This window comes from Streptomyces sp. SID13666 (genome assembly GCF_010548325.1).
Taxonomy (GTDB): Bacteria; Actinomycetota; Actinomycetes; order Streptomycetales; family Streptomycetaceae; genus Actinacidiphila; species Actinacidiphila fildesensis.
The window spans coordinates 110,470-125,332 of the sequence record NZ_JAAGLX010000022.1 but is presented as its reverse complement, the minus strand read 5'-3'; the positions used below and the strand labels follow the sequence as shown (position 1 = coordinate 125,332).

Sequence of the window (14,863 nt, the reverse complement as noted above, 5' to 3'; positions counted from 1 at the left end):
TCAGACCACCGCCGGTGACGCGGTCGCACGGCGCTTGTCGAGTACGGCGGCCACCGCGCGGAGGTCCGGCTGGCGCAGCACCTCGGGAGCGCGCAGCCTCGTGCCCGTCTCGCGCTCGATGGCGGCCAGCAGCCGGGCCGCGATGATCGATGTGCCGCCCACCGAGGTGAAGTTGTCCTCCAGCGCGGCGTCCGGCCGGTCGAGCAGGTCGCGGACCACCCGCAGGACGAGCTGTTCGCTGTCCGTCGCGGTGCCGTCCGGAAGGGCGCTGCCGGAGGTCGCGGCGGCCTCGGCCGTCTCACCGGCGAGCAGCGCGGCGCGGTCCACCTTTCCGTTGGCGTCCAGTGGGAAGGCCTCGACGATCCGTACGGTCGAGGGGACCGCCTGCTCGGGCAGCCAGACCCGGACCGCCGACAGCAGGGCATCCGCGGTCGGGGCGGCGCCGGCCGACGGCAGGACGAACACCACCAGCCGGGTGCGGCCGTCGGCGGAGCGAGGCGCGGTCACGACCGCGCTGCGCACCGCCGGGTCCTGCTCGAACGCGGCCTCCACCTCGGCCGGTTCGATCCGCACACCGCTGATCTTCACCTGGTCGTCGAGCCGGCCGAGGAACTCCAACTGCCCGTCGTCCAGCATCCGCACCCGGTCCCCGGTGCGGTAGAAACGGTCCACGCCCGGTGCGTCCAGCCCTTCGGGCGGGGCGGTGAAGCGCCGGGCGGTGAGCTCCGGGTCCAGATAGCCGATCGCCAGACAGGCGCCGCCGATGAGCAGTTCACCCGTCTCACCGCGGGCGGCGATGCGACCGTCCTGGCCCGCGACGACCACCGTGGTGCCGGGGAGCGGGGAGCCGATCGGCGGCGCGGCCACGTCGTCCGGCTCGGCGTCGGTGGCCCGCATGGCGTGCGTGGTGGTGATGACGGTGGCCTCGGCCGGCCCGTAGGCGTTGTGGACGGTGGCGGTCACGTCCGGGCCGGGCCGGCGGCGCATCCGGTCGCCGCCGACGACGAGATGACGCAGCCGCAGATCCCGCGGCCAGGGCCGGTCCAGCACCGGCTCCGCCATGGGGGTGGCCGCGACGCAGACGGTCACCCCGGCGTCGCGCCACCAGTCCGTGAGCTCGGCCGGGTCCCAGCGGACCGCGTCGGGAGCGGGCACCAGCGCGGCACCCGAGGTCAGTCCGGCCCACAGCTCCAGTACATGCGGGTCGAACGCGACGCCGATCAGCAGGGACTGCCGGTCCCCGGGGGCGAGTCCGGTCTCGGCGCGGTACCAGTCCAGCAGGGTGGCCAGGGCGGGCTGCGCCACCGCGAGCGCCTTCGGGCGCCCGGTGGAACCGGAGGTCAGGACGGCGTAGAACGCCTCCGGCGGTGCCGGGCGGGCGCCGGCCGCGGGCGGGGCGAAGGCGGCGACGACCGTGGCCGCGGCGTTCGTCCCCTCGACGGGCAGCGGCAGTTCGATCCGCTCGGCGGCCCGGTGGCCGGCCGGCAGTACGGTGGGGTCGCCGATCAGGCAGACCACCGCGACGTCCTCGGTGACCGCGCCGATGCGGCGCTCTCCGGGGCGGGGTCCCAGCGGCAGATACACCGCGCCGAGCCGGGCCAGCGCGACCGCGGTGACGGCCAGCGCGGCCGAACGGTCGAGGCAGACCCCGACGATGTCGCCGGGACGCACCCGGCCGTCGAGTGCGCGGACGAGTTCATCGGCCGCCTCGTCCAGCTGCCGGTAGCTCCAGGTGTGGCCGCCGTCGACCACTGCGGGCGCCTGCGGGGAGCGGCGTACCCAGTCCTCGTAGCGGGAGAGCACGCCGGAGGCGGCGTTCCCTGGGAGAGCCGCGCCGTGGGCCACGCTCGGCCGGGCGGTCAGCGTGTCGGTGGTCATGTCGGTGATCAGGGTGTTCGTCATCACGACTCCTTCGGCGTGGATGCGGCGGCGGACGCGGCGACGGGCGAGGGGGTGAGCAGACCCAGGGCGCGGGCCTGATCGGCCAGGACCGGGTTGCGGAACAGCAGCCGCAGTGGCGGCCGTTCACCGAGCCGCGGTTCCAGCCAGGCCGCCAGATGCGCGGCGAGCACGGAGTGCCCGCCGATCTGGAAGAAGTGCGAGGACGCGGTGAACCGGCGGTGGCCCAGCACCTCGCTCCATCCCTCGGCGAGCAGCTCCAGCGCCGGGTCGGCGGCGAACGCGGCCGGGTCCAGGTCAGGGGCGGCCTCGTCCGCCGGAGCCGTGGGCTCCAGCGCGGCGGCCAGCCGGGCCAGGGCGACCCGGTCGGGCTTGCCGCCGGCCAGCTTCGGCATGGTGTCCAGCCGCGCCCAGCGGCCGGGGACGAGCGCGCCCGGCAGCCGGTGGCTCAGCTCGATGTGCAGCGCCTGCTCGTCCCACGGCTCCCGTTCGTCGGCGCTCTCCAGGAAGCCGACCAGCCGGGGTCCACCGGCCGCCTCACGATCGAGGACGACGGCGCAGGACCGGCCGCCGAGCACGGCGGAGGCGGCGGCCTCCACCTCCTCCAACTCGATGCGGTAGCCGCGCAGTTTGATCTGGTTGTCCCGCCGTCCGAGGAAGTGCAGCAGGCCGTCGAGGCTCCGGTAGCCGAGGTCGCCGGTGAGATAGACCCGCTCGCCGCCCAACGCCGGGATCGTCATGAACCGTGCCGCGGTCGCTTCCGGGTTGCCGACGTAGCCCTCGGCGAGGCCTGCTCCGGCGATGGCCAGTTCACCGACCGCGCCGGCCGGCAGCGGACGGAGTGCCGTGTCCAGGACGTGGATCCGCTCGCCGGGCAGTTCGGTGCCGAGGGGGATCTCGGCGCCGTCCGCCAGGTTCTCGCGGGTGATCTCGTGCGCGGTGGAGCTGATCGCCGCCTCGGTCACGCCGTAGACGTTGAGTACGGCGGCGTCGGTGTCGGCCAGGAACGAGCGCATCGCGTCGGCCGGGATGCGCTCACCGCCGAGCACCAGCAGCCGCGGCGCCCAGCGGCGGTCGCGCAGCGCGGGCCGCAACTCCTCACGCGTGGCGAGGAAGTAGCTGGTGGGCAGGTTGGCGACGGTGACCCGGGCGGCCGCCAGCAGCTCGGCCAGCTCCGCCCCGGTGGGCACTTCCCGCTCCGGTACGACCAGGCAGGCGCCGGCGTACAGCGACGGAAGGACCTCTTCGAGGGCCACGTCGAACGACGGCTGGGCGAAGAGCAGCACCCGGTCACCGGCCGCCAGCGCGAACCGGTCGGCGGCACCGGTCAGATGGTTCTCCAGCGCGGCCCTGCCCACGGCCACGGGCTTGGGGATGCCGGTCGATCCGGAGGTGTGGATGATGTACGCCGCATCGGGCACCACTGCGGCCGGGCGCGCGGCCGGGTAGGAGCCGGCGTCGAGCGCGGTCACCGGGAGGCCGGCGGGCAGCGTCACCCCGGCGGCGGCGGAGGTGAGCACGAGCGCGGGACCCAGCCGCTTCAGCAGCAGTTCCAGCCGGGATTCCGGGTCGGACGGGGAGAGTGGGCAGTACACCGCGCCGGTCCGCAGACAGGCCAGCAGGGCCACCACCGAGTCGGCGCCGCGCGGCAGCACGACGGCGACCGGCCGGCCTGCCGTCACGCCCGCCGCCAGCATCCGCCGCGCGACGGCGGCGACCTGCTCGTCGAGGTCCCCGTAGGTCAGCCGGCGGGCGCCGATCAGCAGCGCGGGCAGCGACGGGTCGTGGGCGGCGGCCGGGTCGAGCGGATCCCGGCCGGGGGACGCGGCGGGCCCGACCGGCACCGGTACGACGGCGGGTGCCGGGAGCGCGAGGTCCGCGAGCACGGTGCCGGGATCGTCGAGATAGGCGCGCAGCAGGTCCAGGAAGCGCTCGGTGAGCAGCTTCGCGGTGTCCTCGCCGAAGAGGTCGGCGTCGTAGTCCCAGACCAAGGTCATGCCGCGCGCGCCGTGCCGGGGGCTCACTCCGCGCCGGTCGTCCGGGAGCAGCACGACGTCGAGGTCGAAGCGGGTGGTGCCGGTGTTGAATCCCTCGAAGAGCGTGACGTCCAGACCAGGCACGTCGATCTCCGGCAGTGCGGCGTCGTGCGCGCTGAACATGACGCTGAACAGCGGGTTGTCCGCGCCCGAGGTGTGCAGGCCCAGCGCGCGCGTCAGCTCCTGGACCGGCACCTCCTGGTGCGGCAGGGCACGGAAGAGGGTGTCGGTCACCTCGTCCATGGTGTCCTCTGCCGGGGCCGCCGGGTCCAGGCGCAGCCGCAGCGGGATCGTGTTGACGAACATGCCCACGGCGTTCTCGAAGCCGCGCGGGCGGTTGCCGACGGCGGTGCCGACGACCATTTGTTCGCGGCCGCTGTGCCGGCGCAGCAGTTCGGCGAAGAGCCCGAGCAGCGTGGAGAACGGGGTCAGCCCGCGCTCCAGGGTGTGTGCGCGCAGCCGTTCCGTCAGGTCCGCGCCGATCGACTGGCGCAGCTGCCCGCCGTGGTGCCAGCGCCGGGCGCCGGGCCGGGCCAGACCGGGCAGCGGCATGTCGAAGGAGGCGTCGCGCAGTTCGGCCGCCCAGTACTCCAGGCTCGACCGCCGCTCCGCCGTAGCCCGGTCGTCGTCCGCGTCGAGGGAGCGCACATGGTCGACGTAGGACGTGGCGGGCGGCAGGGCGGTCGGCTCACCGAGGACGTGGGCGCGGTAGACGGTGAAGACGTCGCCCAGCAGGATCGCGAAGGAGTGCCCGTCGTGGATCAGGTGGTGCTCGACATGGATGAGCCGGTGCTGGTCGTCGGCGAGCCGGGCCAGCGTCCAGCGCAGCAGCGGCGCCTCGTAGGTGTCGAGCGGGGTCTCCGCCTCCGTGCGGAGCAGCCGCGCGAACGCGGCCTCCGGGTCAGCCTCCCCGGTCAGGTCCACGGTGCGCAGCCGCGGCTCGCAGAGGTCGGCGTCGCGCTGCACGGGCATCGCGCCGGGGACCGCCACGAGTTCCAGCCGCAGTCCGGGGTGGCGGTCGAGGGTCGCGGCCAGTCCGCGGCGCAGCGCCTCGGTGTCCAGAGTGCCCCACAGGTCGAGGGAGGCGGTGAAGTTGTAGGCGCGGCTGCCGGGCTGCACTTGTTCGTGCAGCCAGACGATCTCCTGCGACGGAGAGAGGGGGAGCATCGGCGATCCCTGGGGTTGTCGGGTCGGGGTCTTCGGGTGGGGGCGGAGGCACGGTCGTGCTTCCGCCCGCGGTTCACCGGCCGGTCCGCGGATCACGCGGGCCGGCCGTACTGGTTCAGGGCGTGCTGGTTCGGGGCGTGCTGGTTCGGGGCGTACTGGTTCAGGGCGTACTGGTTCAGGGCGTCCTCAAGGCGTCACAGCCCTACGACGTGACGGGTGGGACCGCGTGGCGTGGCGCGCCGCTTCGGCTGCGGCTGCCGCGGAGGCGAGTGCTGCCGTGGCTGTGGCCGTGGGTCAGCCGACGGGGACGTCGGCCCGGACGGGGGCGCGTACCGAGTCGCGGAAGGCGGCGAACCCGTCCTGGGCCGCGGCGTCGTCGAGCACCGTGCGGTCCCACACCATCCGGATGTGGAGTTCGGATCCGTGGGTGACGGAGACCGCGAACGGGGCGCGCACCTGCCGGCCGTCGATGTGGACCTCACGGCCCTCCACCCCGCCGAGCCGCAACGCGGGACGGCGCCGGGCGTCGTCCACCGTCAGCAGTCCGTCCAGCCGGCCGGACCACTGGGAACCGGCCGAGCGGGCGGCGTGCACCACTTCGTCGAAGGGGGTGTCGGCCCGGTCCAGGTCGTCCCACCACTGGGTGGCCGTCTCGTCCGGGGCGTGCGGGACGTCGACCGTCGCGGCCGGGAAGACCACGGTGTTGAGGAAGCAGCCGAGCACCGGCGGTGCGCCGGCCGGGCGGCCACCCCACGGGTAGCCGATCGGCGGCACGTGGCCGGGCCCGTACAGCACCCGGGCCGTGGCCCGGCAGGCGTCGAGCAGGGCGGGGAACGGTACGCCGGAAGCGGGTGCGGGCAGCCGCAGTTCGGCGGCACCGGTGGGCAGGGTGCCGGGGGCGGGTGTCCGCGGCGGGAGCTGCGGGGCCCGTTCGTGCACCACGCGCAGCCGGTCGCCCCAGTACTCCAGCGCGGCGGCGGACCCCGCGCGCTGCTCGGCATCGAGCTGCAGCTGGACCGCCTCGCGGTAGGCGGCGAGTTCCGCGGCCGCTTCGGCGGGCTCAGGTCCCGCGGATCCCGGCTCGTCACGGTAGGCGGCGGTCAGTTCCTCGACGATGCGTGTGAGGGACTGGCCGTCGCACGCGGTGTGGTCCAGGACGACGGCGAGCACCTCGTCCCCTGCGCCCGGCCCGTCCTGGACCAGGTACAGCCGCAGCGGCGAGCCCTGCGCGGTCCAGCCGGCCAGGACCCGGCGCAGCGCGGCGGCCGCGTCCTCGCCGGGGGCGCGGACGACGTGTTCCACCGGTACGTCGGGGTCCGTCAGACGGAGCACGGGGGTGCCGCGCAGCACGTCCGGGCGGGCACGCAGCACAGGGTGCAGGGCGGCGAGCCGGTTCGCGGCCGCGCGCAGCCGCACCGGATCCACCGTTCCGCTCGGGAAGGCGAAGAACATCGGGACGATGTCGGGCCGTCCCGAGGGGTCCATGGAGCGCACGAGCACGAAGCGCCGCTGGGCTCCGGTGACGGGCAGGAGGGAGGTACCGCCGTCGTCGGCGGCAATGCGCTGGTAGCGGGCCAGGTACTGGCCCGTGATGGTTCGGGGCACGTGATCCTCTCTGACGTGGCAGGGCGGTTCGGGACGTGACGTTTCGGGCGTGGAGGGGCCGCGGCGTGGCAGGGCCGGGCGATGGAGCTCGGGTCCGGCCGGACGCCCGACCGGGTCAGCTGACGGAAGCGGACTCGGTAGGGCCGCCCGAACCGCCGGAGCCACCCGCGACGGCGTCCTCGAGGTCGTCCGGAGCGGCCGGCAGATCACGCATCCGGCGCAGCGGGGACAGCAGCAGCCGCAGCGGTACGACGAGGAAGCCGACCGCGCAGACCCACAGGGCGGCGCGCGCCCCGAAGCCGTCGGCCACGGCTCCGCCCACCAGGGCCCCGAGTGGCAGCGTGCCCCACACCAGGAAACGCAGCGTGGCGTTCATCCGGCCCAGGAGCCGTGGCGGGCAGAGCGTCTGACGGAAGCTCACCTGGGCGACGTTGTAGACGACCGCGCCGAAGGAGACCGCACCGGAACCGACGGCGAACAGGACGGCGGCGGCTCCCCGGCCGGACAGCGGCCACAGCAGCGCGAACGGGCCGGTCACCAGGGCGGACAGCCAGATGATGCGGGCCTGGCCGAGCCTCGCGGCGAGCCTGCCGGCGCAGAGCGCACCGGCGAGCCCGCCGGCGGCGGACGCGGAGAGCATCAGACCGATGGCGGCCGGCTGCAGGCCGATCACCCGTACCAGGAAGACGGTCTGAGTGGCCATCAGCATCGCGGTGAAGAAGTTGCTGAGGCCGGTGCTGGTCGCGATGACGCGCAGCAGCCGGTGGCCGAGCACGAAGCGCAGTCCCTCACCGATCTCCTTGCGCAGTGACGCGCCCGGCACCGGTTCCGGCTTGCTCTCCGGCTTGTCGATGCGCGACAGGAACAGTGCCGAGACGACGTAGCCGATCGCGTCGGCCCCGATCGCCAGATGCGCCCCGACGAGCTGCACCAGCCCGCCGCCGAGGCCGGGACCGGTGACCTGGGCGGAGGAGCGGACCGTCTCCAGCGCTCCGTTGGCCGCCATCAGCTGCTCCCTGGGCAGGAGTTCGGGCAGATAGCTCTGGTCGGCCACATCGAAGAAGACCGTCGCCGCGCCGGTGACCAGGGCGACGATGTACAGCTGCACCATCGTCAGGACGTCGGCGACTGCGGCCAGCGGGACACTCGCCATGGCGAGCGCCCGCACCATGTCGGCGCGGATCATCAGCGACCGCTTGCGCATCCGGTCGACCAGCGCCCCTGCGGGCAGGCCGATCAGCAGGAACGCGGCGGTCTCCGCGGCGGTGAGCAGCCCCACCTGGAACGCGGGCGCCTTGAGTTCGAGGACCGCCACCAGGGGCAGCGCGACCAGGGTGACCTGGGCACCGACCTGGCCGGCCGCGGCGCCGGCGAGCAGCAGACGGAAGTCGCGCATGCGCAGCGGACCGCTCGACGCGGTTCGGGGTAAAGGGGACATGTGCCAGACCTTCACCGCAAACGCCGTCAACAGTCAAAGCGCAAAGAACACTTTCGGTCGAATCTTTTGCACTACCTCCACCAAATCAGCAAATCTTCCGTCAGATCCGGGCAACCTCGGGATGAACTATGCACGTTGGGGCCATGTGGCAAGAGGATCCGACAGTCCCCGCACGGCCGGGGCCGGACGATCACCGGCAACGCGCCAGGAATCGCACCTCTGACCGAAAACAGTCCCTGTGCTGCTTCGATGCCTTATGCACCTACCGACCCGCCGCCGGGACCGACCCGTCGTATACGGTGCTGCTCGACAGCGAAGGCGCGGACGCGAGGGCGGATTCCATGGCGGAGCGGGCACTGATAGCCGATGTGGCGGGGCGCAAGCCCCAGGTGGATCCGGCGGCGTTCACCGCGCCCACCTCGGTCGTCGTCGGCGACGTCACGATGGCGGCCGGCTCCAGCGCCTGGTACCACGCGGTCCTGCGCGGCGACTGCGAGTCGATCAGCATCGGCGCCGACAGCAACATCCAGGACAACTGCTCGGTGCACGCGGACCCCGGGTTCCCCGTCGTGGTCGGCGAGCGGGTCTCGGTGGGGCACAACGCGGTGCTGCACGGCTGCACCGTCGAGGACGACGTACTGATCGGCATGGGCGCCACCGTCCTGAACGGCGCGCACATCGGGACCGGCTCGCTGGTCGCCGCGGCCGCGCTCGTACCGCAGGGGATGCGGGTACCGCCGGGGTCGCTGGTGGCCGGGGTCCCGGCCAAGGTCCGGCGTGAGCTGACCGCGGAGGAGCGGGAGTCCGTGCTGCTCAACGCCGCGGGTTATGTCGAGCTGTCCCGCGCCCACCGGGCGGCCTTCGAACCGGCCGCGGAAGGACCGGGCGAAGAAGCGCCGGCCGACAAGGCCTGAGCAGCCATGGGCCCGGTCCGCCGGGTCACTCGCGTGATCACTCGCCGGTGGGGGCCACCACGGCTTCGGCCGCGCCTTCCACCGGCGTTCCCGGCGTCGCCGCTGCGTCCGCCTCCGGCGTCTCCGCCGGGGTGTGGGCCTTGGCACGCCGCTGGACGAAGAGGAACGAGCCGATCCCGAACAGCACGGCCGCCGCCAGTCCGAAGTAGCCGAACCGCTTGATCCACGGTTCCGCCACCACGCCGACGTTGTAGATGACGGCGGTGGTGCCGCCCGCCCAGACGACGCCGCCGAGGGCGTTCGCGATGAGGAACTTCCAGTACGGCATCTTCAGGACGCCCGCCAGCGGGCCGGCGAAGATCCGCAGCAGCGCGACGAAGCGGCCGACGAAGACCGCCCACATGCCCCAGCGCTCGAACGACCGCTCGGCGGTGGCGACATGGCCGGGTGAGAAGTGTTTGGGGAACTTCCGGCCGAGCTTGTCCAGCAGCGGTTTGCCGCCCTTGCGGCCGATCGAATAGCCGATGGAGTCACCGATCACCGCGCCCGCGATCGCGCAGGCGCCGACGATCCACGGGTTGATCGTGCCCTGCGAGGCCATCAGTGACGCGGTGACGAGGACGATCTCGCCGGGGAGCGGGATGCCCAGGCTCTCGATCCCGATGACCAGCCCCACCACCAGGTAGACGGCGAGCGGCGGAATCGTCTCGATCCATTCCTGCACGTGCACTGCCGAGTCCTCCCCTGGACACCATCCGGACTGTGTGCCGTGGCCCACGTCAGTGAAGCCTAACCGAACCGTTCCGCACGCCAGTACGGCCGGCGGACCGCTCCCCCGCCCGCTCTCACCACAGGTCGGGGTCGGCCATGAGCCGCTCCTTCGCGCGGCCCGCCAGCGCTGGATCCGGCTCCGGGGCCAGGTCGGAGTGCTTGACGGACCAGGCCGCCACATACGGGCACAGCGGTACGACGGCCCGGCCCTCCGCGGCGGCCAGCTCGTACAGCGCCCCGGCGAGCGCGCCCGCGATGCCCTCCCCCTGGTGCCCCGGCTCGACCACCGTGTGCACGGCGACCAGCGCACTCCCGCCACCGGTCCCGTCGTCCTCCAGCACGAAATAGTTGATCCGGCCGATCAGTTCGTCCCCGGCCCATGCCCCCAGGCTGCCCACCGCCCGGTCGTCACGAATATCCATGTCCTCCATCATGCGCGACGGGGCGCCGGGTGCGCGGTACCGGCGGGCCGGACGGCGGCGGGGCCGAAACGGGCACGGGCGCGGTCGGCGGCGGCCTCGATCAGCCGGGACTTGTCGTCGCCCGGTTCCAGGCTCAGCTGCCGGGCGGTCAGCTCCTCCGCCAGCAGACCGTCGGCACGCAGCGAAAGAGTACGGACCCGGGCCCGCTGCAGGCCGAGCGCGTCATAGAGCTGGTAGGCGGTGGTCCGCAGCACCGCGCTGTGCCCCGACGACTCGTGCAGGGTCCGGGTGCGGGTCGTCGTCGAACGGTCGGCGTAGCGGACGGTGAGGGTCAGGGAGCGGGCCGCCTGGCGTTCGGTGCGCAGCCGGGCGCCGAGTTCCTCGGTGAGCGACAGCAGCGCCCGGCGGTGCCGCACCGGATCCAGCTCGTCCTGTCCGAAGCGCCGCTCACCGCCGATGGAGCGGGCGGGGGCGCCCCGGACGACCGGGGTCGGGTCGATACCGCGTGCCCTGTCGTAGAGCCGCCGGCCCGCGGTCGCGCCCAGTGCGCGCTGCAGGGTGCCCAGCGGGGTGGCGGCGATGCGTCCGACGGTGTCCAGTCCGTAGCCGGCCAGGGTTTTCGCGGAGGCGGGTCCGATGCCGTCCAGCGCGGCGGCCGGCTTGTTCCGCAGGAACTCCTCGACGGCCGGCCGGTCACCGCTCAGCACCCGGACCGCGCAGGCGGGGCCGTCCGCGGCGGCCATCCGGGCCAGCAGCGGGTTGGGTCCGACGCCGATCGTGGAGTCGACGCCGTGCAGGGCCAGGGCCCGCACCCGGATGAGATGGGCGAGGCCGGCGGCGTCCCGGTCGAAGTACCGCAGCGCGCTGCGGACGTCGGCGAGGGCCGCGTCCGGAGGCAGCGCCTGGACGACCGGGGTGATGCCGCGGAGCAGGTCGAGGAGCATCTCGTAGACGTCCTCGTGCGGCACGGAACCGGCGGGCGCGTGAAGGTGGACATAGAGGATGTGCGGCGCGGGGCGGGCCGCCCGATCCGCTGGGTGACCGGACGCGTGATCCGCTGCGTTCTCGCTCATCCGGCGCTCCCCTGGCTGGAGTGCCACAGCTTTCTGCTGGGGGCGGTGCGGTCGCCGGGCGGCTGGAGGTCGGCCCAGGGGTGCAGCTCGGCGCCGGTCTCGTGCCGGATGCGCCGGCCGCCGACCGGATCGGCTGCGGCCGCGCCGGGGCGTACCGCCGGGTCCGCGGTCGACCCGGCGGTGGCATCAGTCGCCGGTGCGGTCGTCGGATGGGCCGATGGCTCCGCGAGGCGGGCCGCGACCGCCACGAGGCCGCCGTCCTGGTGGAGGTCGGCGAGTTCCGCGAGGTCCCAGGCGGCGGAGCCGACGACGCCGAAGGCGCGTTTCCCCCGCCGCTGGAGGGTGCCGCGGACCAGCAGCAGACCGGAGTGGAACACCGTGTGCGCGGCCTGCTGGTGGCTGTCCTCGAAGAACGCCAGGTCCACGAGGCCCGACCCGTCGTCGAGCGTCACGAAGATGATCCGTTTCCCGGACGCGATCGGCGGTGTCTGGGTGGAGGCCCTGATGCCCGCGACGAGCACGGTCTCGCCGTGCCGCACTTCGTGCAGCCGCCGGGCCGGTGTCGTGTCCAGTTCCTCCAGCAGCGCGTGGTGGTGCTCCATCAGATGCTGGGTGGTGTCCATGCCCAGCACCTCCAGTTCGGCGCCGGTCCGCTCGCCGGCGTTCATGTCGGGCAGGCCGGCCGGGACCGCGGACTCCTGAGCGGCGAGCGCGAGCTGTCCCCCGGGTACGTCGGCGCGTCCCTGCCGGTGCAGTTCGGAGACCTGGAGCAGCAGGTCGCGGCGGGTGGGCCCGGCGGCCAGCGCGTCGAGCGCTCCGACCTGGACGAGACGTTCCAGCACCGGACGGGACGGCCTCGCCCGCTCCCACAGGTCCGCCGGTGAGGAGTAGGGCTGCCCGGCCTCGATCCGCCCGGCCTCGACCTCCGACATGCCGCCTACTTCGGAGAGGGCGAGCCGCACCCCCCACTTATCAGACTTCAGTTCGATTACATAGGCGGAGCGCGACGCGTTCACATCCAGCGGCAGGATCGGCACGCCATGCCGGCGCGCGTCCGCCAGGATCACCCGCTTCGGCCACATCCCCGGATCGTGTTCCAGCAGCCCGGCGTAGAGCGCCGCCGAGAAGTGCGCCTTCAGCCACGCCGACTGCAGCGCCGGAACGGCGAACGCGGCGGCGTGGGCGCGCGCGAAACCGTAGGCGCCGAACGCCTCCAGGATCCCCCAGACCTCGGCCAGCACCGCCGGCGCGTAGCCGTGCGCCGCCGCTTCGCGGTGGAACCACTTCCGCACCTTCGGCCGCCGGACGGGGTCGGCCAGACAGCGCCGCGCCTCCTCCGCCAGATCGGGCTCGCAGCGGGTCAGCACGGCGATGATGCCGATGATCTGCTCGTGCCAGATCGTCACCCCGAAGGTGTCCCGGAGCACCGGCTCCAGATCCTGGTGCGGATACCGCGGCGGCCGGGTGCTGTGCCGGGCGGCGATGTACTGCTCCGGCATGCCCCCGGCGACCGGTCCGGGACGGAACAGGCTGATGTCGGCGACGATGTCGTCGACGGTGGTCGGCTGCAGTCTGGCCAGCAGGTCACGCTGGCCGGGCGATTCGAGCTGGAACATGCCGAGGGTGTCCGAGGCGCGGATCAGCTCGAACGCCGCCGGGTCGTCCGGCGGCACCTGGGCGCGGTCCTCCAGGTCGATGTCCCGGCCGGTGGCCCGCCGGATCTCGGCCGTGGCGTGCGCCATCGCCGACCACATGCGCACGCCGAGGATGTCGAGCTTCAGCAGGCCCATCGCCTCGACGTCCTCCTTGTCGAACTGGCTCATCGGGAGCGCCTCACCGCTGGTCGGCACCACCGGGGTGCGGTCCAGCAGGGACGCGTTCGACAGCAGGACGCCGCACGGGTGCATCGCCACCCCGCGCGGCAGCCCGTCCAGCGCCTCGACCAGCTCCCACAGCGGGCCGTACCGGTCCGCGTGGGCGGCGACCTCCCGCAGTTCCGGCAGTTCGGCCAGCGCCGCCCGCACATCGCGGGCCCGGATGTGCGGGAACGACTTCGCCAGCCGGTCGATCTCCCACGGCGGCAGGGACAGCGCGGCCCCGGTGTCCCGGATCGCGTGCCGGGCGCGGTACGTCTCCGGCATCGCCACGGTCGCGATCCGCGCGGGGCCGAAGCGGCCGATCACCGCGCGGTAGACGTCGAGCCGGCGGGCCGACTCGGTGTCGAGGTCGATGTCCGGCAGGGAGTTGCGGCGCAGCGACATAAACCGTTCGAAGACCAGATGGTGTTCGAGCGGGTCGACGTGGGAGATGCCCAGCGCGTAGTTGACCATCGACCCGGCGCCGCTGCCCCGGGCCGCGACTCTGATCCCCAGGTCCCGGGCGTCGGAGACCACGGCGGCGACGGTCAGGAAATACGTCTCGAAACCGAGCGTGCCGATGATCGTCAGTTCCGCGTCCAGCCGGCGCCGGGCGTCCGGCGCGTGCTCCAGGCCACGCCGGGCCAGGCCGGCCTCGGCGCGCTCGCGCAGCACCCGGCCGGCCGTCGCCGCGGTCGCCCCGGCCAGCTCGGGTTCCGGGAAGTGCGGCCTGCCCATGCCCAGATCGCCCTTCGGGTCGATCCGGCACGCGTCCGCCGTCTCCCGCGTCACCGCCAGCAGCCGGGCGGCACCACCGCGCCCGCGCCCGGCGGCCCCGGCGATCCGTTCCGCGACCCGCGCCATGTCCTGCGGGCTCTTCAGCCAGCGCTGTCCCGAGTCCAGCCGGCGGCGGTCGATCGGCCGCAGCAGCCGGGCCGCGTCCAGTACGTCGGCCACCCGGTGCTGCGCGGGATCCGCGTAGCGGACCGCGTTGGTGACGACGGCGGGGATGCCCAGCCGGTCGGCCAGCCCCACCGTGTGGGCGGCGAGCCGCAGGGATCCGGGTCCCGCGCCGGGGATCCCGTGGTCCACGGCCTCGAGCCGCAGGTCCTCGCCGAACCGCTCGCGCCACGGGGCGAGCAGTCGCTCCGCGCTGTCCGGGCGGCCCGCGGACAGTGCCCTTACCGGCTCGGAGGCCGGTCCCAGCAGCACCGTCAGACCGTCGGCCGACTGCCGTTCCAGGTCAGCCCAGCGCAGCAGCGGGCGGTCGCCGCCCGCATGCGCGGCGCTGACCAGCCGGCACAGCGCGGCCCAGCCGGCCGCGTTCCGCGCCAGCAGGACGATCCGGGGCGCCGACTCGTCGATGTACGCGCCACCGCGCACCGGGGTGCGCCGCCGGGCCGGGGCCGTCCCGGGAGCCGACCCGGGGACGGAAAGGGGAGGGGCGGATTCGACCGCGAGGTCCACGCCGAAGACCGGGCGCACACCGCCCGCGGTGCATGCCGCCGCGAACCGTACGAGGCCCGCGACAGTGTCCCGGTCGGTCAGTGCGAGGGCGTCCATCGCGTGCCACGCGGCGCGCTCGGCGAGGGCCCCGGGGTGGCTGGCCCCGTAGCGGAGGGAGAAACCGCTCGCGGTGTGGAGGTGCGTAAACGACATACACGCCTCCTGCCGCTCATGTG

The 14,863-nt window shown here is 73.8% G+C and carries 9 protein-coding genes; 1 reads left to right on the top strand and 8 read right to left on the bottom strand.

The window, feature by feature from the left end:
• The 4 genes from G3I60_RS25820 to G3I60_RS25805 all read right to left on the bottom strand — a co-directional run bounded on the left by G3I60_RS25820 (position 1) and on the right by G3I60_RS25805 (position 8,145).
• A complete protein-coding gene (locus G3I60_RS25820) occupies positions 1 to 1,902 on the bottom strand; it encodes a non-ribosomal peptide synthetase (protein ID WP_164607771.1) in 1,902 nt (633 codons plus the stop codon).
• Complete coding sequence (locus G3I60_RS25815) at positions 1,902 to 5,102, bottom strand: non-ribosomal peptide synthetase (protein ID WP_164607768.1); 3,201 nt, start codon at positions 5,100 to 5,102, stop codon at positions 1,902 to 1,904. Before G3I60_RS25815 ends, G3I60_RS25820 begins: the two co-directional genes overlap by 1 nt.
• A gap of 294 nt (positions 5,103 to 5,396) precedes the next feature.
• Positions 5,397 to 6,707 carry a non-ribosomal peptide synthetase gene (locus G3I60_RS25810; RefSeq protein ID WP_164297372.1) on the bottom strand — a complete coding sequence of 437 codons (1,311 nt, stop codon included), beginning with the start codon at positions 6,705 to 6,707 and terminating at the stop codon, positions 5,397 to 5,399.
• Between the two features lie 115 nt (positions 6,708 to 6,822).
• Positions 6,823 to 8,145, bottom strand: a complete 1,323-nt coding sequence (locus G3I60_RS25805) for an MFS transporter (protein ID WP_164297374.1) — start codon at positions 8,143 to 8,145, stop codon at positions 6,823 to 6,825.
• 341 nt (positions 8,146 to 8,486) lie between these two features.
• On the opposite strand from G3I60_RS25805, the gene G3I60_RS25800 reads away from it, so the two are divergent.
• Positions 8,487 to 9,059 (top strand): gamma carbonic anhydrase family protein, encoded by a 573-nt coding sequence (locus G3I60_RS25800; protein WP_138355453.1) that lies wholly within the window; start codon positions 8,487 to 8,489, stop codon positions 9,057 to 9,059.
• A 37-nt stretch (positions 9,060 to 9,096) separates the two neighbouring features.
• Here G3I60_RS25800 and G3I60_RS25795 read toward each other — a convergent pair whose 3' ends face one another.
• The 4 genes from G3I60_RS25795 to G3I60_RS25780 form a co-directional block, all read right to left on the bottom strand.
• The gene (locus G3I60_RS25795) at positions 9,097 to 9,789 is read right to left on the bottom strand and encodes a DedA family protein (RefSeq protein WP_164297376.1); all 693 of its coding nucleotides are present in this window, start codon (positions 9,787 to 9,789) and stop codon (positions 9,097 to 9,099) included.
• Positions 9,790 to 9,904: 115 nt separating this feature from the next.
• Positions 9,905 to 10,261: a GNAT family N-acetyltransferase gene (locus G3I60_RS25790; protein WP_164297424.1), complete on the bottom strand. Its 357-nt coding sequence runs from the start codon at positions 10,259 to 10,261 to the stop codon at positions 9,905 to 9,907.
• Positions 10,261 to 11,196 (bottom strand): hypothetical protein, encoded by a 936-nt coding sequence (locus G3I60_RS25785; RefSeq protein ID WP_239070243.1) that lies wholly within the window; start codon positions 11,194 to 11,196, stop codon positions 10,261 to 10,263. The genes G3I60_RS25790 and G3I60_RS25785 overlap by 1 nt, the downstream gene beginning before the upstream one ends.
• 125 nt (positions 11,197 to 11,321) lie before the next feature.
• Complete coding sequence (locus G3I60_RS25780; protein ID WP_164607766.1) at positions 11,322 to 14,840, bottom strand: DNA polymerase III subunit alpha; 3,519 nt, start codon at positions 14,838 to 14,840, stop codon at positions 11,322 to 11,324.
• Positions 14,841 to 14,863: the final 23 nt, after the last annotated feature.